The sequence below is a fragment of the Arthrobacter sp. MYb227 genome (assembly GCF_002975435.1).
GTDB lineage: Bacteria > Actinomycetota > Actinomycetes > Actinomycetales > Micrococcaceae > Paeniglutamicibacter.
Genome location: NZ_PCPT01000011.1, coordinates 78595 through 99108, shown reverse-complemented (window position 1 = coordinate 99108; position 20514 = coordinate 78595). Strand labels below are relative to the sequence as shown.

17 protein-coding genes are annotated in these 20514 nt (G+C 57.7%); 11 read left to right on the top strand and 6 right to left on the bottom strand.

What is annotated here, in order from left to right; all coding sequences use genetic code 11:
- Positions 1–12: 12 nt before the first annotated feature.
- The 10 genes from CQ018_RS16760 to CQ018_RS16715 all read left to right on the top strand — a co-directional run bounded on the left by CQ018_RS16760 (position 13) and on the right by CQ018_RS16715 (position 11350).
- Positions 13–1701 (top strand): CTP synthase, encoded by a 1689-nt coding sequence (locus CQ018_RS16760; RefSeq protein ID WP_105551158.1) that lies wholly within the window; start codon positions 13–15, stop codon positions 1699–1701.
- A gap of 4 nt (positions 1702–1705) precedes the next feature.
- Positions 1706–2371 (top strand): NUDIX hydrolase, encoded by a 666-nt coding sequence (locus CQ018_RS16755; protein ID WP_105551157.1) that lies wholly within the window; start codon positions 1706–1708, stop codon positions 2369–2371.
- A gap of 12 nt (positions 2372–2383) precedes the next feature.
- Complete coding sequence (gene xerD, locus CQ018_RS16750) at positions 2384–3520, top strand: site-specific tyrosine recombinase XerD (RefSeq protein WP_258142668.1); 1137 nt, start codon at positions 2384–2386, stop codon at positions 3518–3520.
- Between the two features lie 10 nt (positions 3521–3530).
- Positions 3531–4088, top strand: coding sequence for an 8-oxo-dGTP diphosphatase (locus CQ018_RS16745; RefSeq protein ID WP_181149960.1), 558 nt, complete (start codon positions 3531–3533; stop codon positions 4086–4088).
- Between the two features lie 47 nt (positions 4089–4135).
- Complete coding sequence (locus CQ018_RS16740) at positions 4136–4666, top strand: RNA polymerase sigma factor (RefSeq protein WP_105551155.1); 531 nt, start codon at positions 4136–4138, stop codon at positions 4664–4666.
- Positions 4666–6006 carry a hypothetical protein gene (locus CQ018_RS16735; protein WP_105551154.1) on the top strand — a complete coding sequence of 447 codons (1341 nt, stop codon included), beginning with the start codon at positions 4666–4668 and terminating at the stop codon, positions 6004–6006. The genes CQ018_RS16740 and CQ018_RS16735 overlap by 1 nt, the downstream gene beginning before the upstream one ends.
- Positions 6007–6121: 115 nt before the next feature.
- On the top strand, positions 6122–6544 hold the full coding sequence (locus CQ018_RS16730; RefSeq protein WP_146111940.1) for a hypothetical protein: 423 nt from the start codon (positions 6122–6124) through the stop codon (positions 6542–6544).
- 243 nt (positions 6545–6787) lie between these two features.
- Positions 6788–8839, top strand: a complete 2052-nt coding sequence (locus CQ018_RS20620) for a caspase family protein (protein ID WP_258142667.1) — start codon at positions 6788–6790, stop codon at positions 8837–8839.
- A gap of 5 nt (positions 8840–8844) precedes the next feature.
- Positions 8845–10470 (top strand): hypothetical protein, encoded by a 1626-nt coding sequence (locus CQ018_RS16720; protein WP_146111939.1) that lies wholly within the window; start codon positions 8845–8847, stop codon positions 10468–10470.
- A gap of 88 nt (positions 10471–10558) precedes the next feature.
- On the top strand, positions 10559–11350 hold the full coding sequence (locus CQ018_RS16715) for a hypothetical protein (RefSeq protein WP_146111938.1): 792 nt from the start codon (positions 10559–10561) through the stop codon (positions 11348–11350).
- 131 nt (positions 11351–11481) lie between these two features.
- Here CQ018_RS16715 and CQ018_RS16710 read toward each other — a convergent pair whose 3' ends face one another.
- The 4 genes from CQ018_RS16710 to CQ018_RS16695 are packed head-to-tail and all read right to left on the bottom strand — an operon-like array spanning position 11482 to position 15737.
- On the bottom strand, positions 11482–12621 hold the full coding sequence (locus tag CQ018_RS16710) for a bifunctional 2-methylcitrate synthase/citrate synthase (RefSeq protein ID WP_105551150.1): 1140 nt from the start codon (positions 12619–12621) through the stop codon (positions 11482–11484).
- A 16-nt stretch (positions 12622–12637) separates the two neighbouring features.
- Complete coding sequence (prpB, locus tag CQ018_RS16705) at positions 12638–13567, bottom strand: methylisocitrate lyase (protein WP_105551149.1); 930 nt, start codon at positions 13565–13567, stop codon at positions 12638–12640.
- Positions 13567–15084, bottom strand: a complete 1518-nt coding sequence (locus CQ018_RS16700; RefSeq protein ID WP_105551148.1) for an MmgE/PrpD family protein — start codon at positions 15082–15084, stop codon at positions 13567–13569. The genes prpB and CQ018_RS16700 overlap by 1 nt, the downstream gene beginning before the upstream one ends.
- Positions 15081–15737: a GntR family transcriptional regulator gene (locus CQ018_RS16695; protein ID WP_105551147.1), complete on the bottom strand. Its 657-nt coding sequence runs from the start codon at positions 15735–15737 to the stop codon at positions 15081–15083. Before CQ018_RS16695 ends, CQ018_RS16700 begins: the two co-directional genes overlap by 4 nt.
- Positions 15738–15909: 172 nt before the next feature.
- Between CQ018_RS16695 and CQ018_RS16690 the strand changes: the two genes are divergently transcribed.
- Positions 15910–17814 carry an AMP-binding protein gene (locus CQ018_RS16690; RefSeq protein WP_105551146.1) on the top strand — a complete coding sequence of 635 codons (1905 nt, stop codon included), beginning with the start codon at positions 15910–15912 and terminating at the stop codon, positions 17812–17814.
- A gap of 98 nt (positions 17815–17912) precedes the next feature.
- Here the strand turns inward: CQ018_RS16690 and CQ018_RS16685 are convergent, their stop codons facing one another.
- Both CQ018_RS16685 and CQ018_RS16680 read right to left on the bottom strand, forming a co-directional pair.
- Positions 17913–18626, bottom strand: a complete 714-nt coding sequence (locus tag CQ018_RS16685) for a response regulator (RefSeq protein ID WP_105551145.1) — start codon at positions 18624–18626, stop codon at positions 17913–17915.
- 108 nt (positions 18627–18734) lie between these two features.
- Complete coding sequence (locus tag CQ018_RS16680) at positions 18735–20429, bottom strand: sensor histidine kinase (RefSeq protein ID WP_258142666.1); 1695 nt, start codon at positions 20427–20429, stop codon at positions 18735–18737.
- Positions 20430–20514: the final 85 nt, after the last annotated feature.

The following is a 20514-nucleotide window of genomic DNA, read 5'->3' as shown; positions in this document are numbered from 1 at the left end:
GGGTAGAACCCCGTGGTGCAACGTAATCTTTCCCGTGATTCCCGGTCGTCTGAAACGACAAAGCATATCTTCGTCACCGGCGGTGTGGCCTCGTCCCTCGGTAAGGGACTGACGGCTTCCAGCCTCGGTCACCTTCTTCGAGCACGTGGTCTTTCCGTCACGATGCAGAAACTAGACCCGTATCTGAACGTGGATCCGGGAACAATGAACCCCTTCGAGCACGGTGAAGTATTTGTCACCGACGATGGCGCGGAAACCGATCTTGATATCGGCCACTACGAGCGCTTCCTCGATGAGAACCTCACCGGCATGGCCAACGTGACAACCGGTCAGGTTTACTCGGAGGTCATCGAGAAGGAACGCCGCGGCGACTACCTCGGTAACACCGTACAGGTCATCCCGCACATCACCGACGAGATCAAGCGTCGCATGCGTCTGCCGGCCATCGATCCGGGCAAGGGCAAGAAGGCCCCGGATGTCATCATCACCGAAATCGGTGGAACCGTTGGCGACATAGAATCCCAGCCCTTCCTCGAATCCGCACGCCAGGTCCGCCAGGACATCGGCCGCGGCAACGTCTTCTTCGTCCACGTTTCCTTGGTGCCGTTCATCGGCCCGAGCCAGGAACTGAAGACCAAGCCAACCCAGCACTCGGTGGCTGCCCTGCGTTCGATCGGCATCCAGCCGGACGCCCTCGTGATCCGTTCGGACCGCGAGATCCCGCCCGAAATGCGCATCAAACTCGGCAAGACCTGTGACGTCGATCCGGAAGCAGTGATCAACTGCGCCGACGCACCGAGCATCTACGACATCCCGGTAGTCCTGCACTCCCAGGGCCTTGACGCGTACATCGTGCAGCACCTTGGCATGAAGTTCAAGGATGTGAACTGGTCCAAGTGGAACAAGCTCCTGGACGCGGTGCATAACCCCAAGCACCACGTGGAAATCGCGCTTGTCGGTAAGTACATCGACCTGCCCGATGCTTACCTCTCGGTCACCGAAGCCCTGCGGGCCGGCGGCTTCGCCAACAAGACCAAGGTAGCTATCCGCTGGGTTCCAGCCGATGACTGCTCAACCGATGCCGGTGCCAAGAAGGCACTTGCCGGTGTGGACGCCATCTGTGTCCCCGGTGGCTTCGGCATCCGTGGCCTCGATGGCAAGCTCGGCGCACTGAAGTTCGCCCGCGAAAACGGTCTGCCAACCCTTGGCTTGTGCCTGGGACTGCAGTCAATGGTTATCGAATACGCTCGCAACGTCGTGGGCCTTGCCGATGCGTCATCGACCGAATTTGAGCCGGAAACCAAGCACCCGGTCATCGCGACCATGGAAGAGCAGCTGGAGATTGTTGACGGCAAGGGCAACCTGGGCGGCACCATGCGCCTGGGCCTCTACGACGCAACGCTGACCGAAGGCTCAGTCATTGCCGAGACCTATGGCAAGACGGCAGTTGCCGAGCGTCACCGCCACCGCTACGAGGTCAACAACGCCTACCGCGACCAGCTTTCCGAGGCAGGTCTGGTCTTCTCCGGCACCTCCCCGGATGGCAAGCTCGTTGAGTTCGTTGAACTGCCCAAGGCAGTACACCCGTACTACGTCTCCACGCAGGCTCACCCCGAGCTCTCCAGCCGCCCGACCCGCCCACACCCGCTCTTCGCGGGCTTGGTCAAGGCCGCTTTGGAATTCCAGAAGGCTGGCAAGTAACACCATGGCTATGACAGACGGCGAGGTGCTGAGCGATTCGTTCAGCCCTCGCCGCCTGCTTTCATCCCAAACCGTCTACAAGGGACGGATCTGGGATGTCGCGCAGGAAGAATTCGAATACGCACCGGGCATGGATCCGCTGGTTCGTGACTTCATTAAGCACCCGGGCGCCGTTGCGGTTGTTGTGCTCAACGACGCCGATGAGGTGCTGATGATTAATCAGTATCGTCACCCGGTAGGCATGAAACTCTGGGAAATTCCCGCAGGACTCATGGACATCGAAGGCGAACCACCACATGTCGGTGCCGCGCGCGAACTCGCCGAAGAAGCAGACCTGATCGCTAGCGATTGGTCCGTCCTCGTGGACCTGTTCCTGTCCCCGGGCTCATCCTCGGAAGCTATCCGAATCTACCTGGCTCGCCATCCGGTTCCGGTTCCCGAAGATCAGCGACACGAACGCACCGATGAAGAATCGGATATGGAAGTGCGCTGGGTTCCCCTTGATGAGGCCGTAGACGCAGTCTTGGCAGGGCGTATCCATAATCCCTCGGCGGTGGCCGGACTTTTGGCCGCTGTGGCGGCACGTTCAAAGAACTATGCCTCGCTGCGTGCCGTTGATACGCCGTTTGATGCTCATCCGCTGTTGCGTTCCGCCGAGCCAAGGCTCTGACTTGGTGCCGGCATGAATACCGATGATGCTACACAGGAAATGAACACGCTAAGCGCACTGGACCAGCATGATGTGGTTCAGCCAAACCACGGCCAGAAATCTCTTGACCCAACGCTCAAGCTCACGGTGCTCACCTCCAGCTCGGCACCCGATGAAACACCGCAACAAGCTCTCGTTGCCGATCCGGTGCCAGTCCCCGGACCAGATCCGGCAACGTTGCCCATTGGGAAACACATTGCCACATACTTACAACATCTTGCGGTTGAACGTGGCATGGCCAAAAATACCGTCAGCGCCTACAAACGCGATCTCTACAGGTACGCACTATTTCTGCACGCCGAAATCGTTAACGCACCACGCCAAGTCACCCTGCAGCATCTGACAACTTTTGCGCAAGCGGTGCGCGATGGCGCCGATGGGGGAGCACCCCTTAGTGCCCGCTCCGCGGCCCGCACCATTGTTGCCGTGCGCGGGGTACATAAGTTTTGGGAACTTGAGGGGCTGGCTCCCACCAACCCGGCGGTAGATCTTCACCCGCCGACGGCTGGGAGACGATTGCCCAAAGCGATCAGCGTTGCCCAGGTAACGGCGATCATCGAATCAGTTTCTATTGATACCTCCGCGGGTCTACGAGACCGAGCCATCCTAGAATTTCTGTATTCAACCGGCGCTCGCATCTCCGAGGCCATCGGCCTTGATGTTGATGATCTTCATCTTGAACGCCCCGCCGACGGTCCGGCAGTGGTTCGGCTCTTTGGCAAGGGTTCCAAGGAACGCATTGTTCCCTTGGGCTCCTATGCGCTTGATGCGCTCAACGCTTACCTGGTGCGTGGCAGGCCCGAACTTGTCTCCAAGGGCAAGGGAACCGCAGCGCTTTTCCTGAACCAGCGCGGTGGCCGGTTATCTCGCCAATCTGCTTGGACGGTACTGACTAAGGCCGCGGAACGTGCGGGTGTTGAAGACGATGTCTCCCCACACACCATGCGCCACTCGTTCGCCACGCACCTGCTTGAAGGTGGTGCGGATGTGCGCGTGGTTCAAGAGCTTCTCGGTCACGCATCGGTGACCACCACCCAGGTCTACACGCTGGTGACTGCCGATACGCTGCGAGAAGTTTACGCCGCGGCACACCCGCGCGCACACAGTTAGGAGTGCTTTCGTGGCTACCGCCGAATCTTCGAACCCCACCCAGGTTGTCTTATGTCTACCGGTCTTACGCGGGCTGACGGGACAACAAGTCTTGTTGGGGCTCAAGCAACGAGGCTTTGGCGCAGGACGTGTTGTAGCACCTGGCGGAAAAATCGAGCCAGGGGAGAGCCCTGCCAAAGCAGCAGTCCGAGAATTACACGAAGAAACTGGGCTTGAGGCTAATGCGTTGACCCTTGAGCCGGCGGCTCGAGTGTTCTTTAGATTCCCGGATGCGCCCCTTGCCGACATGGACTGCACCGTATTTATCACCCACGACTTTAGCGGTATGGCCGTAGCATCTGATGAGCTTGTACCTGCATGGTATCCGGTGGATCACCTGCCCCTGAGCAAAATGTGGGACGATTCAGCGCTGTGGGTTGGGCAGATTCTGGCCGGTGAACGTTTTGATGCCCACGTGGTCTTGGCCAGTGATAACGAATCCGTGAGCCATTTCTCCACCAAGCAGTGGCCGGGAAATAAATTTCCAAGTCAACCTGCAACCAATGCGGATATGCCGGACATTACATAGGTAAAGGGTAGGCAACAACGCTGGCCCTGAACCTAGGGGAGGGGAACATGGAGACACGGACGCAGTCGGATGTTGATGCACCTGACAGGCCCGATGTGGAGGAACTCCATCGGCTGTACTCACAGAATGTTTACCGGTTTACGTATCGCAGGATCTTAGATATCGATTCTGCTCAGCAGATTACGAACGACGTATTTCGACTCGCTTGGCATCGGAATATCCCCTTGGGACCCGAAGCCTTGCCGTGGCTCTTGGTTACAGCCAAAAAGCTGGTCAGTAACGAACTTAGGGCCCTGAACCGCGAAAAGCAGCTGGCCCGTAAGGCCACAGAGCAGCACCTTGCACAACGGCCGGAGAACGGCTCAGAGCTAGGTGAACAGGTGCAAGCGATCCTCGAAACACTCCGTGAGAAGGACCGAGAAGTCCTCATGCTCACCTATTGGGATGGACTGTCTACAACCGAAATCGCGTCTGTACTAGGTTGTTCCCTCGAATCAATCAAATCGCGTCTTTTCCGGGCACGCAAAGCCTTTGAACGCAAGGCGCCATCGAGCATGCTGAAAGGTGGCAGCAACTAATGGATAACTTCGAAAATCTTATGACAAACGCGGACCCAGCCAAGCGCAACAACATCGGCGGCCCAGGTCCCTTGGATCTGCGAGACCCGGCACCAGTCTTCACCCAAAACCCTGTGTCAACCAAACGCAGCAAACGCACCAATGGTTGGCGGGCGTTTGTTATTGGAACTGCTGTTGCTGCAGTTACCGCCGGGATCATCGTCTGGTCCCCGTGGCAGGCGCCCTTAGATGCTGGCCCGGCTGGCCCCGCAATCAAAGAAACCGAAACTCCCAGTACGGGATCCACCCCCGAGGACTCGCTTCCCAATTCTCTAATCCCCGCTCATCCAAGCGTGTACTTTGAGGATTCGGCAGCGTGCAATGCCTTGGATTTGCAAACCATCAAAATCAAATTGGCCGATGGCACAGAAGAAGCGTTGCCGAACAATCCGAAAATGTTCCCCATCGCCGGGTGCGTAGAGGGGACTGCCGCGATTCAAACAAGCGACCTTGCCATCGCATGGCTCGAAAGATTCAACGGTGGCCGGGGCATCCTGATCGCCAAATGGAAGGACGAAACATGGAGAATCCTCGAAAAGGACAATCCAGGATCCATCCATGGAGATGGCTTCCCGCTCCTTTCGTGGCCACAGTTACGAGGCATGGGAAGCCTTGATAACTGGCCGATTAAGCCTGACCAAGCCGGTCGCATCAAAGATTTAGGACTCGATGAGACGATTATCAGGAAGCTGCTCGGTCCCGATACTCCTTCGTGGACGGGAAAGTTTGCCTCAACCGATTTTGAGACATACGAGAACAACGTGCTCTCGATGGCTCATCCGGGGTGGAAAGAACGCGAACTAATGTATGACTCAGACAAGAACCAGATGACAGGCCAGGCAAAAAACAGTCCCGAGAAAGCCGCCTGGTATGACTTGGAATTCTCTGATGCGCGCGGAAAAACGGTCGTTTCCATGACGATTGCCGACCCTGCAGAAATCGTAGGATCAGATCAATGTACCTCGACAGGAACGTATCGACTGGATGGTGAGTCACCTAGTGGTGTTGTAGCCGATGCGGGGCCGATGAAACTGGCGCTGATGACCTTAATCCCTTCCGATGGGAGTGCTCCGATATCGCAAGTTGGGCTGTTCCCCGGGGACTTGCCGGCCTCCGGCGATGACTGCGCTGTATATGGCTACTTCGTTGACATCCAAGGAAAAAAGGTAAAAGTCAGTGAGTGGATCGCCCCCATGGGATTTAAGAACCAGGCCGAACGGGATGCCTATCTGAACTCACCCGAGTACATGGACGCCCAGAAGGTTGCCGCCAGCCTAAAACTCAAGCCAAAAGCAGGCTGAGCGGCGCACTCACGACGCTAAACCCTCTGACGCCAAAGGTTCCTGCACAAGTTCACGCCACGTGCAGGAACCTTTGGCTCTGGCCAATAATCGCGTTCAAACGTATCCTGACGATATGAACCAGATACCAGCTCCCGATACGGAAATCGCCTTCCGGGTATCCCCAAAGTTCTTGAGGGAAACCCTCCGAGTACTGCTGATCTTGATGATTGTGGTGGCAGTTTTTGGCGGTTTGGCTTTGATGAGCGTGGTCAATGCACCCTTGCTGAATTCGGCAGGACTGGTGTTCGCCTTGGTGCTACTCATGTTGGTTTTTACTGTGCTGTTTCTACGCCGGAGCACGAACAGTACCTCACCCAAACACTTCGTCAAAGGGCACACAAGCGCAAAGCACCGGGTAAAGATCGTTGAACAGCGCGAACAACTCGGTGCACGTACCTTGGTTCAAGATCTGGCGCTGTTAGCGCAGCTTCATTCAAATGGACAGCTTACCGACGCGGAATTTTCTTCACTGAAATCTAAGCTGATGGGTTCCTAAATGGCGCGGTACGGGTCCGACCTTTCACCTCCTTCTGGTCTACCGACAGTAGCTGCAACGGGGGCCTCTCCTGTTATCCATAGTACGAGCCGCGTTATCAATACGGGACTAGCGCGGAACGTGGAAGGGCCCACTTCCTGCGCTTAGCTATACGCCACGCGGATCAATAATGCTCCGGTAATGCATAGATGGGCATACTCCTAGAGCGGTATCTGCCGCATTTCGCCCGAACGGAGTGGAGCAATGGTATTGCTAATCAGCGGGGCGAGCGGAGCAACGACGGATCGGGACGCGCTACGCGCACTTCCTGCCGGAATCGATCTCCAAGCCCTCAAACCACACCTGATTAACCTCGCCGATGGCAGGTTCTCAAGTGGTGGACAACTGCGTACGACCCCCGAAGACATCTCAGCGATCTTCGGTAGCCACCTACCGGAATTCGTGGCTGCACATGGGGGCCGAGACGTTCCCCTGATGTTCTGGGCTCATGGTGGTTTGGTCAACGAAACCGACGGACTCACGGGGGCTGTAGCTCAAATTCCTTGGTGGTTAGCCAATGGGGTCTACCCAATCTTCTTTATTTGGGAAACAGGTCTCTTTGATGCCATCGGTTCACTGCTGGGTGCTCCCTCGAGGGATATAGAACTCGGGATCCCTGAGGAACGTGGCTTCCTACAGGACGCGTGGAATAAGGCCTTTGAGCTGTTGGCTAGGCCAGTGGGACCCAAGATCTGGGGGCAGATGAAACTTAGTGCCGCCCAATCGGTAGCCGAAGATGGTGGTGCTCTATTTGTGGCGCGAGCACTTGCCGACTTCGTCTCAGCCAACCCGCAGGCAGTCCAACTCCATGCAGCGGGGCATTCGGCAGGGTCAATCTTCCACTCCTACTTTCTGCCAGCTTATGCGGGACTCGAAGCTGGTACCGGATTCACAACACTTCAACTACTTGCCCCGGCAATTACCGTAGGTGACTTCAAGGCACGCCTTATGCCGCTACTGGGCGCAGCACATGGAGTCGAGCAGCTCAGTATGTTTTCCATGAACGCAGAACTTGAAGAAGACGACAACGTCATCGGCGTATATAAGCGATCCTTGCTGTGTTTAATTCGTGCCGCCCTGGAAGTTGAACCAACCACCCCCATCCTAGGGCTGGCCGAATCGGTTGCGGCCGATAGCCAGCTCACCGGGCTCTTTGGCACGGCTCAAGCCGGTGCAATCTGGTCGCGCACAACCAGCGGCCCAAAATCTTCGCGCAGTGATGCCTCATCACATGGCTCCTTCGATAATGATGCCAACACCATGACCAGCGTTGTCTGCCGGGTATTGGGCCGCGAAGACGTCATTGACTACGCCGCAAGTAGACCCCTGGAAAGCCCCGAGAAGATCTCATCCCTGGCCTCGGTGCCAGTACCGGTATTCGCCAGTGCCCAACAGCTCCGTAAGGGGGATCGCTACGCATTGTGCGTGGGTATTAACGAATTCCAAAACCTTCCTAAAGGTTCATGGCTCAACGGTTGTGTCAACGACGCAAACGACTTTGCCGCGTTATTGGGGCAAGGCTTCGGCTTTGCCAATGACCAAATAGAGGTGCTCACCGACGCCGCTGCTACCAAGGATGCAGTCATGAGTCGGCTGGGGGCAGCCATGGAACGGGCCGAAAACGATGGGCTCAAACATATTGTCTTTACCTTCTCAAGCCACGGGACACAGATTCCAGATACCTCGGGAGACGAAACTGATCAAGCGGACGAGGCATTTGCCACCTATGACCTGAACCAGGCAGGAGACCAATGGGATCCGGCAACCCTCATTTCCGATGATGAGCTGCACGCACTCTTCGCCAGGAGCGCTCCTAACCTCTTGCTCGAAGTGGTCCTCGATACCTGCCACAGCGGTACGGGGCTCAAAGCCCTGGATCTGCTTCCCGGACGCCGTCCACGTTTCTTGCCCCCACCGACTCCGATCGGCCTGGACCTGACGGCAACTGCCGATCATCGGGCCTTCCGCGATTTGGTCTCTCGTACCTCGCGCGGCACTCGTCCGGTGCTGCTTGCCGGCTGCCGATCAGACCAAACCTCGGCCGACGCAGTATTCGACGGACGCTACAACGGAGCGTTTACCTACTATTTGCTTGAAGAATTGCGGAGCGACCCGGCCCGCAGCCGCCGTGCACTACTGGGAGTTGTCTCCAAGGCTCTGACCGCCGGGCGCTTCGATCAGCGTGCCCAGCTGGAAGGCCCGGTCGCGGCAAAGTCCACCCCATGGGGGAGCAGCTTTGTGAAGCTTGCGGGGTAAACCAAGTGCCAACCCTTGCTCCCCACCGTGCCGGGGACCTGAGCCCGCTGACGGTGCTGGCCCAAGGTCCACATTCACTCGATGCCACGGGGAAAGTGATGCAACAGGTATTACGGGTCCCCAACGAAAGGTTACTCACCGGACCGGTGGGAGCCCGGCTGGAAGTAGTGGTTGTAGGCGCACGCGGGCGCCGGGAAAACCAGATACTAGGAAACGGCGATTGGGGAGCCAGCGATGTCCCACCAGCACTAGAATCAGCGGGCTTGCCAATAGATCGGCGCTTCTTAGCCCAACAAGCCTACGCGGTTGCAGCACATACCCTTGCCTCCTTTGAACGTGCCCTGGGACGACGGATGAGCTGGGCCAATGGCGGACGACTCACGCTGTATGCAAATGACAAGATCGCCTACCAAAACACCGGATACACGCGATCCGACTGTTCCATCAGATTTGGCTTGATCGAAGATTCCCGGCACCAACATAAACTCCCCTTAGTGCTATACCGGGATTTGGTGGCCCACGAGGTAACCCATGCCGTGCTCGATGGTTATCGCCCACGCTGGGCCGATGCGCAGGCAGGGGCCGACCAACTTGCCTTACATGAAGCGCTCGCCGACCTTTTGGCAATGCTTGGGGTCTTTGCCGCCGAATCCGTGGTCGAAAAGCTGATTTCAAGCCAACTTGCCTTATCTGGGACGCCGTTAGAGTCAATTGATTCGATGCTTTTGGCCAGCGGGCTTTTCAGCTTTGCAGATAATCTCTTCAGCCACGGCCGGGCAGCACGCGATCCGCTGTCCGGCGTTCCTCCCACTAATTGGCGCACCGACGTTGAACCGCATCGGCGTGCCGCGGGAGTTGTTCATGCGGTATTGGCAACCGTCCTGCGATTGTGGCGCGCAGAGTTGGGCCGCCCCGGGGGACGGGCAAGCATCAATCAGGTGGCGCGCTCAGGTGCTCAGATCGGGCAGCGGGTACTGAACATGATCTTGCGTGGACTTTCCTATATGGCCCCGGTTGATGTGAGCTGGGAAGATCTACTGCGCGGGATCTTGGCAGCGGACGCTGTAGTGGTCCCGCAGGATGAACGTAACTATCGTGGCACCCTACGCGCCTGTTTTTCCGAGGTCGGCATCATTGTCGATCCACAGGTAACGATGGATGGTATGAGTGCGCTTCAGCATTTAAATTATCCGATCCGGCTCTCCGCACTGGGCGCGGATCCGGACGAGGTGTTGCGCTTCATCTGGGATAACCCGGTGCTCATGAATGCGGCAAAAATTGATCCGACGGCTCGGATCATCGTTGATCGAGTCCGTCCCAGCCTCCGGCTGAGCCCCGACGGGTTCACAGTTGCAGAAATTGAGGCATCATTCGTCCAAGAACTACGGCTCACCCAATCAGCGGCCCGCAAATTAGGTCTGCGTTGCTCATCTGCGGTATTGCTGCGTGGCGGTGGGATGTTGCGTTTTGATGAGGGCGGCCGTCTTTCGTTCGCTGCACTAAAACCGGTGCTTGACGTTCAGCGCCAGCAGCTGTTGATTGACGGTGCGGATGCCGCATTGATTGCCGCACAACGCATCGGTGCCTCAATGTTTCATCCTCCTGCCGAATCGGTTGCGCCAGCGTCTTGACCTACACTCGCGACGGGCGGACGATTCGAGTGGTGGTATCGCTTACAAAGGGGCCGATTGCGGTATAAAAGAGGGGGTGCGATACACCGTGAGTGTTGAAATCGATCGTGGTCTAACTGATTTTCGGCTACATCTAATGCCCTCGTGGGAACTGTGGGGCAATGACCGAAACATCGAAGTGTCTACGCGTCAGCAGCGGCTACTTGCCTTTTTGGCGGTGCAAGGAAGTTGCCGGCGTGAGCTCGTGGCAGGAATGCTATGGCCAGAATCGCCGGAGCACTGCGCACTTGATAACTTGCGCGTCAGCATCCACAAGGTGAGCAGTGAATTGCCGGGGCTGATTCGGGCGGATCGGCACGCACTGGGGCTGGCACCGCATGCGTGGGTAGACCTGCACCAGGAATGGCAAATACTGGGAAACACCAATACTCACGAAAGCTTACGGCTCCCGGGTACCGACTCCTTATTGTTGGGCTGGTATGAGGACTGGGTAATAGAAGAGCAGTCCCGATTACAGCGGGCCCGAATCACCTATTGGCACCGCGTGGCTCTTACGGCACTGGCTTGTTGCGACTACAACGCAGCGGTTGAATCCGCGGTTCAGGGTCTATACCTAGATGTGCTTGATGAAACGTCGCTTGAAATTATGGTGGTGGCGCACTTGGGCTTGGGCCAATGCATCTCCGCGTTGCAGGCAATCGTAGGATTTCGTCGCCGGGCCAACCTTGAGCTGGGGATTGCAGGTTCTCCGGCCTTGGACCGGCTCGAGGCACGGGTGCGTCTTGTAGCGCAGACACCTGTCCTCCCTTGCACGGGGAAAAAACCGGATTACGGATCGGCCACGCATTGGCCCGCTGGACGCACCCTTGGGGTGGCATAAGCATATTCAGCTATTGAGGACCAATGCATATGGGTGGGGTAGCAACCGGCGCGAGTCGGAGGGGGAAACATAAAGTAGGGGACAGAAACAAAGTTCCATCCCCTACTTTATGTTTGTTCGAGCGTCTCGATTTAGAAGGCTCGTTGTTCCGGGCCGTTGTAGGCCGAAAGCGGACGAATCAACGCGTTTGAGGCACGCTGTTCTGCAATGTGGGCCGTCCAGCCAACAATGCGTGAAGCAATGAACAGCGGGGTGAACATGTCCGTGTCAAAGCCCATCAGGTGATAAGTCGGACCGGCCGGATAATCGAGGTTTGGCTTGATGGCCTTGGCCTCATCCATCGCGGCTTCTAGACCGTCATACAAGCCCAGCATTTCGCCACGATCGTAGTAAGCGATCATCTTATCCAGTGCAGCCTTCATGGTCGGAACTCGGGAGTCACCGTTCTTGTAAACACGGTGGCCGAAGCCCATGACCTTCTTCTTGGCGGCAAGAGCTTCTTCCATCCAGGCCTTGGCCCGGGCCGCAGCATCCTCGCGAGACTCGTTTTTATCTATCCCGATTTCCTCGAAGGTGTGCATGACTGCCTCGTTGGCCCCGCCGTGGAGTGGTCCCTTCAAAGCACCAATGGCTGCGGTGACCGCCGAATGCAGATCCGAAAGCGTCGAGGTCACCACGCGTGCGGTGAAAGTCGAGGCATTGAATGAGTGCTCGGCGTAGAGCACCATCGAAACCCTAAACGCATCGACAACTTCCGGTGCTGCCTCCTCACCAAAGGTCATCCACAAGAAGTTCTGTGAATAGTCAAGATCTTCGCGTGGCTCGATGACTCCTAGGCCACGGCGACGGCGCTGATCGTAGGCGACAATCGCGGGGAATGCCGCGAACAGTTCCTTGGCCTTAATGAGCTCGGCCTCCGGAGAAGAATCCTGGGCCAGTGCATGGTTGGCACCGATCACCGAGACCGCGGTGCGTCCAACATCCATGGGGTGGCAATCGGTGGGCAGCAAATCAATTGCTGCTTTCACATTTGCTGCAAGTGCGCGTCCGGCACGTTCTGCAGCAACAAAGTCGGTGAGTTCGATTTCGCTGGGAAGCTCACCTGTCCACAGCAGCAGTGCTACCTCTTCAAAGCTCTTCGAAGCGGCCAGGTCTTGGACCGGGTATCCGCGGTAGAGCAGTGAATTGGTGTCCGGGTTGACCTTGGAGATTGCGGTGTAATCGACGACTACGCCGGCAAGGCCCTTCTTAATCTCTGTTGTTTCAGTCATCGCTCGCTCCTGTTTCCTACAGATTCGCGTTGTTTGAATCGATATCCAGATCCGGGACCTGGAAGTTGAAGATGCCGGTATCAAAGCGGTTGTACGCCTCATAGTCGACAAGTTCATATAGTCGTGCACGGGTTAACATTGAATCTACAGCCGATTCCTGCGTTCCGTGTGCAGCAATTGCATCAAGCGTACGTTCGGCTTCACCCATGGCGCTACGCAAAAGCGTGACTGGGTAGATCACCATGGCAACACCAACATCGGCAAGCTGCTGGCGGGTGAACAGTGCCGACTTCCCGAATTCGGTCATATTGGCCAGCACCGGAACATCAACCGCATTACACACGGCTTCAAATTCGGTGATGTCCTTCATGGCCTCGGGGAAGATGGCATCGGCTCCGGCATCAACCAGTGCCTTGGCACGATTGATCGCCGAATCCAGTCCTTCCACGGCGCGCACATCGGTGCGCGCCATGATCACGAAGTTAGGATCGCGGCGTGCATCGGCGGCGGCGGCAATGCGCTTGACCATGGTGTCTAGGTCAACAACGTTTTTGCCGTCCAGGTGGCCACAGCGTTTGGGGTTGAACTGGTCCTCGATATGGCAGCCGGCAAGGCCCGCGTGCTCGAGTTCCTGGATGGTGCGTGCCACGTTCATTGGCTCGCCAAATCCGGTATCAGCGTCCACCAGGGCCGGCAGGTCGCTCATGCGGGCGATCTGTCCGGCCCGGGTTGCCACCTCGGTGAGTGTGGTCAGCCCAATATCCGGCAGGCCCAGATCATTGGCCAGCACGGCACCGGAGATGTAGACACCGTCAAAGCCCTTTTCGCCGATCAAGCGCGCCGAAAGCGGGTTGAAGGCGCCGGGGAATTGGCGTGCGGCTCCCGGGGTGAGCATAGAGCGTAAAGCTACGCGTTTCTGCTCCGGGGTGATATGTGAGTACAACATTAGAACAGGCCCTTGGGTGCTGCGGCCAGGTCGATCAGACCCGGTGCTGCAATGATGTTCAGCTGATCCAGTTCACCTGCGCCGAGGTTTACAAGGTTTTCTGCGGCGGCGATGAAGCGGTTGATTTCCGCTTCCTCGACCAGGCCGGTGGCCAGGGTGCGGAACTTGTTGATGTACTGTTCGCGAGCGAATGGACGAGCGCCCAGCGGGTGCGCATCTGCCACGGCGATTTCATCGGTGATGACGGTGCCGTCGGTCAGGGTAATGACTACCGAGCCACCAAAGGCCTTTTCGCTAATATCCAGCGAGTGGTAGCGACGGGTCCACTCCGCGTCTTCCTCGGTGGTGACCTTGTTCCACAATTCCACGGTGTCCGGGCGCCCGGCACGCTGGGGGGCGTAGGAATCTACGTGGTGCCATGAACCGTCCTGCAGGGCCACGGCAAAGATGTACGGGATCGAGTGATCAAGGGTCTCGCGGCTGGCGGTTGGATCGTACTTCTGCGGATCGTTGGCGCCCGAACCGATCACGTAGTGGGTGTGGTGGCTGGTCTTGATCAGGATTGAGGCGACATTCTTGGCATCGGTGGCCTCGGGGTGTTCGCGGTTGAGCTTGCGTGCCAGGTCGATCCAGGCCTGCGCCTGGTATTCGGCCGAGTGTTCCTTGGTGTAGGTGTCCATGATGGCGCGCTTGGCTTCGCCAGCGGCCGGCAGTGGAACCTCGTAGGCGGCCTCGGTGCCATCGAGCATCCAGGCAATAACGCCGTCTTCACCCTCATAGATCGGCACCGGTGAGGTCTGGCCGCGCATGGCACGGTCTGCCGCCTCGACGGCCATTTTGCCGGCGAAGGCCGGAGCGTGGGCCTTCCAGGTGGAGATTTCGCCCTTGCGGGACTGGCGGGTGGCGGTGGTGGTGTGTAGGCCCTGGCCCACGGCCTGGAAGATGGTTTCGGTGTCCAAGCCCAGCAGGGTGCCGATGCCGGCGGCGGCCGAGGGGCCCAGGTGCGCCACGTGGTCGATCTTATGCTTGTGCAGGCAGATGGCCTTGACCAGGTTGACCTGGATTTCATAACCGGTGGCGATGCCGCGCAACAGGTCCTTGCCCGAGGCGCCGGTGTGCTGAGCCACGGCAAGAATTGGTGGGATGTTATCGGCTGGGTGCGAATAATCGGCGGCCAGGAAGGTGTCGTGGTAGTCGAGTTCGCGTACTGCAACGCCGTTGGCCCAAGCTGCCCACTCGGGGGAGACCTTTTCCGTGATGCCGAAGACCGAGGCGCCGCTGCCACCGGTTGACGGTGCGTGGGTCAGTGCCTGGGCACGGGCAGCGATGATCGGGCCGCGGTTCAGCGAGGCTACGGCGACAGAGGCGTTATCGATAATGCGGTTGATGATCATGTCGGTGACCTCGACGGTAACCTCTACCGGATCGGTGGCGACAACCGCGATCTTGTGTGCGAGCTGATCCTCGCGGGCAAGGTTTTCTTCACTGCGGTACACGCGTACTGGGTGGTTAATCATTTGGAGGTGTCCCTTTCGGAGCCGGCATGGTTTTTGATGTGTTCAAGGCTGTGGTGCAAATGCAGTTGCGTTGCTGCGACGGCAATCTGCGGGTTTTGTGCCGCGATGGCCTCGGCGATTGCAGCATGTTCGCTCGCCGAGGTGGCAAGGCGTTGGGGGTCGTCTTGGGCGAGTCGGCGTACGCGAGCTAGGTGGACGCGTAGTGAGCGCAGGGATTGTTCGATATAGCGGTTGTTGACGGCTTCATCGATGCACTGGTCGAGTTCGGCGGCCAGCAGGTAGTAGGACTCACGGTTGGCAGCTTGTCCAGAGATGCTGGATCTGGCTTCCAGGAACCGATCACGTAGTGAGGCGAATATCGCCGGATCTCCCTGGGTAGCGGCGATTCGTGCCGATTCAACTTCCAGGGCTCGGCGTAAGGCAAAGAGGTCATCGACGTGTTCAAAAGATACGTCGGAGACTACCGTGCCGCGTCCGCGCAGTTGAACGGCAAGTCCATCTGCGCTCAGGCGGGCCAGTGCCTCACGCAGGGGAGTGCGTGAGACTCCCAAGCGTTCTGCCTGCTCTACTTCGCCCAAAACCGTACCGGGACGTAGTCGCCATTCGACGATGTCCGTTCTCAGTGCCTCGTAGGCCTTATCGCTTGCCCTCATGCAACTCATTGTATACAGAAGTGGAAGATTGTCACGGGTTCAGTCCCACTCAGTGCGAGTAAGTCGCTTCAATGTATACAAAAGCGTTGAAAACTTGTGTCGTACGTCATATGCTCTTTGGTGAGTCAGTACGCACAAAAATAACAGCACCGAAGAACAAAGAGGTTCCACCATGGCAGCGACGTACGCACAAACCTATGCCGCAGCATGCGCTGACCCGGAAAGCTTCTGGCTCTCCGCTGCAGAACACCTGGACTGGGGCACCAAACCCACTACCGCCATCGACGAAACGCGCGCACCAATCTACGGCTGGTACCCCGATGGCATACTCAACATTTCCTACAACGCACTAGATAGGCACGTGCTTGCCGGGCGTGGAGCTTCAACGGCGCTAATCTACGATTCCGCGGTGCTCGGCATCAAGCAGCGATTCAGTTACTCAGAACTTTTAGCCGAGGTTGCCCATTTTGCCGGAGCGTTGCGCGCCCATGGCGTCAAGCAGGGGGATCGGGTGCTGATCTATTTGCCAATGATCCCGCAGGCGCACATCGCCATGCTTGCCTGCGCTCGTCTGGGTGCCATTCACTCGGTAGTCTTCGGTGGCTTCGCACCCAAGGAACTATCCGCTCGCATCGATGACGCAACACCTGCCGCCATCATTACCGCCTCTGGAGGTATCGAGCCAACTCGCCGGATCGAATACCTACCCGCCATCGAAGAAGCCATGAATCAGGCAACCCACAAGGTACCAACGGTTATCGTTGCCCACCGTGAGGGCTTTGCCCACGAGCGAACCGAATACTCTGAAAGCTCCGCTACCTGGCACGACTGGGAACAGCTGGTTGCCACAGCACAACCCGCAGACGCGGTTCCCGTTGCAGCAACCCACCCGCTCTACATTCTTTACACCTCCGGAACGACCGGCGCACCCAAAGGAGTAGTGCGCGATACCGGCGGATATGCGGTGGCCATGGACTACTCAATGCGCAACATCTACGGGGTCGGCCCCGGGGCAACAATGCTCACCGCCTCGGATGTCGGCTGGGTGGTGGGACACTCCTATATTGTGTACGGACCACTGATCGCCGGAGCCACCACGGTACTTTATGAGGGCAAGCCCGTGGGCACCCCGGATGCCGGTGCCTTCTGGCGCCTGATCGATGAGCACAACATTGATGTCTTCTTCACGGCTCCTACCGCCCTACGTGCCATTCGCAAGGCAGACCCGCAGGCGGACCTGCTGGCCGAACACAACACTGGATCCCTCAAGGCACTCTTTGTTGCCGGCGAGCGCCTAGACCCGGACACCTATGCTTGGGCTCGCGATGCTCTGGGAGTCCCGGTGATCGATAACTGGTGGCAGACCGAAACCGGCTGGCCCATTGCCTCAAACCCCGTCGGGCTAGAACTCATGGAATGCAAGGCCGGTTCGCCAACGGTTCCGGTCCCCGGATATCAGGTAGAAATTCTTGACTCCTTCGGCGAACCACTACCCGCCGGCGCGGAAGGGAACATCGTGATCAAACTTCCCCTACCGCCGGGAACCCTGGCCACCCTCTGGGGAAACGATGAACGATTCATCGCCACCTACCTCGAAGCCTTCCCCGGGTACTACACCACGGGAGATTCGGGATATCTGGATCAAGACGGCTACCTCTTTGTCATGGGCCGCACCGACGACGTCATCAACGTCTCGGGACACCGACTCTCCACCGGTGCCATGGAACAAATACTCGGTGCCCACCGGGCGGTGGCCGAATGCGCGGTCATCGGCGTTGTCGATGAACTCAAGGGCCAGCGCCCCTCCGGCTACGTGGTGCTCAAGAGCGGGGCGAGCAGCGACGAAGAAACCCTCAGCAGGGAACTCATCGCAATGGTTCGCAAACATATCGGCCCGGTCGCCGACTTCCGTGAGGTGCGCATCGTCGAGGCGCTGCCCAAGACCCGCTCGGGCAAGATCCTACGCAAAACCATGCGTCAGATCGCCGATGGCAAACCCTACGTGGTTCCCTCAACGATCGAAGATTCAAGCGTCATCGACGATCTTCTGCCGTTTCTGCGCCCGCAGGGCACCTAAGACTAGTAATCGATGAGAAAACAACCAGGTCACGAAGTCTGCTCCCACGGCGCAGCGCAGAGCATGCGCTCGCCGAGGGGGAGTTGGCTGTTTGTTGGTTAGCTGTTGACACGCCATCGATACTCGTATTCGGGCCGTCCCCGGGTGCCATGGCGTGGGGCCTTGCTCGCCTGGTTTGTTTCGGCCAAATGCTCGAGATAGCGCCGTGCGGTGACCCGGGAGAGGCTCAATGACTCGGAAACTTCGGTGGCCGAGAGCGCTACACTCGAGGTCTTGAGCACCTCACCTATGGCGCCAAGGGTTTCGGGGATCAATCCCTTGGGTAGGGGAGTGGGGCCCGCCGAACGCAATGCTGCAAACGCATTGTCTATCGAGGCCTGCGAGGCAGAAGCTCCGCCAGTTCCCAGATTGAGTCTAAATTCGCGGTAATTGGTGAGTTTCTCACTAAATGCGGCAAAGGTGAAGGGCTTGATCAGATACTGGGTAACTCCCGTGGCAATTGCCGTGCGCACCACGTTGAGGTCACGGATCGCGGTGATCGCGATGATATCGACGGTGTTTCCCTTGCCACGTACTCGCCTGGCAACATCGAGCCCATGTAAATCCGGAAGGTTCATATCCAGTAGCACTAGATCAATGGGTGTGCCGGCCTCGGTGGCGCTGGCCAGTGCGGCGAATGTTTCGGAACCGGTGTGCGCTATTGCGTAAACTTCAAAACCGGGAAGCCGCGAAACAAAGCTTGCATGTGCCTGAGCCGTGCTGATTTCATCATCGACCACCAGGACGCGGAATGCTCGTGTAGAAGAGTCCATGGCGGTGTGGTGAAATCCTTTCACGTCGTTGAATTTAGGTGGCGGGCCTAGCCGGTGCTGGGGGGGGGACTATTCTCGCCCAGGCACCCCTCTGATCCAAGGTGAAGTCTAACGCCGCTGGGCAAAGGGTCGGTTTAACTGCAGCGGCAACGTGACGGTAAAGATTGCACCGGCATCATTATCGACTTCAAGACTCCCACCCAATCGGGCAACCGCCTGGCGGACCAGAGCAAGCCCCAGCCCTCGAGACCCGCTGCCAGGAACTACGGGCTTAGATGAAGCGCCCAGCCTGAAAAATTCTTCAAGCAGATCCGTATCAAGCCCCGGCCCGGAATCGGCAATGGAAATTACCACTGTGTCTTCATCTGCGGCAAAATCCGCCCAGACCCGGCGCAATTCGGAACCCGCCGCGGCATCAAACGCATTATCAAGCAGGTTCCCGGTGATTGTCACAAGATCCTTGGCATCCAGGGCTCCCTTGGGGAGTAGACCCGATGCGCTCATGGTCAAGGTGATACCTCGTTCGTGGGACTGGGCTGCCTTACCCACCAATAACGAAGTCAGATACGGCTCGTCGATGGCTTGCACAAATTCATCGGTGAGCCGTTGGGATTCTTGTCTGTCGGCAACCGCGAATTCTAGTGCCTCGCGTTCGCGTCCCAGTTCAATGAGCGTGGCAACCGTGTGCAGGCGGTTTGCGTGCTCATGGGTTTGCGCGCGAAGCGCCTCGGCAAGTGTGGTCATTGATTCAAGCTCACCGGTGAGTTCTTGAACTTCTGTGTGATCACGCAGCGTGGCGACAGCACCCAGCGAGCTTGTCACTACCTTGCGACGGAGCGGCCAGCGTCCCTTCGATGCTATCGAGTCATCTGGTTGCATGGCTCGTTGTTGCGAAATAACTAGTACGCGGTCTTGGGTTAGATGAATTTCATCGGTGACCCGTCGGCCCGAGGCAAAGAGCTCTTCGATAGTTTCCGGCAGGCCAACCTTTTCCAGTGCCATGGGGCGCAGGGTTCCTGCCGGGGGTAAACCTAACAGCCGTGCCGCCTGATCGTTGTGGAGAACCAGACGGCCCTTTCCATCGATTAATACGAGTCCTTCGCGGAGCGAATGCAAGGCGGAGAAATAATAGGCGTAGAGCCTGCGTAGCTCTTCGGGCCCGTAACCAAGCGTCGCACGGTGCAGATAGCGGCTGAGCATATAGGCAAAAAGGGCACCGAGACCCAAGGCCAAGACTCCGGCCCCGAGAATCACGGGCACAATCGCCAGTTGAATGATGTTGAGGTTTTCCAACGTTAGGCCCACCGAAATAAGCGCAATAATCGAATTCTCGGCATCGATGATCGGAACTACAGCGCGCACCGAGGGTCCAAGAGTGCCTACAAAATCTTCAATGTGAGCGTTGCCGGCGAGTGCTTCTTTGGTGCTTCCCACATAGCTCTTACCGATTTCCCCGGGATTCGGGTGCGTATACCTGATTCCTTGGGGATCCATGATGGTAACGAAATCTACCGATGCCGTGGTGCGAATGAGCTCGGCATGTTTCTGCAGGGCGGGGGACGGGTCGGCGCCTTGCAAAGTGCCGATGATGAACGGGTCATTGGCAAGAGTTTCGGCAACCGATAGTACGCGTTTGGCGGCAAAATCATGTGCTTGGTTTCGTGTCGTCACGTAGCTTGCCGCGCTGATCAACAGCACAATGATCGTTACTAGGCCGATCTGCACGACCAAAATTCGGGCAGCAAGTGAGAATGAACCCTTGGGACGCGATTTGGACGTGGTGGCCGTGTTCTTGAGCGACACTATGCACCTTTCTGCAGACTTAAATATCTCACTGTTGGCTAACAAAGAGTTACCCGCGTATGAACAATATGAACACAAGCGAGAT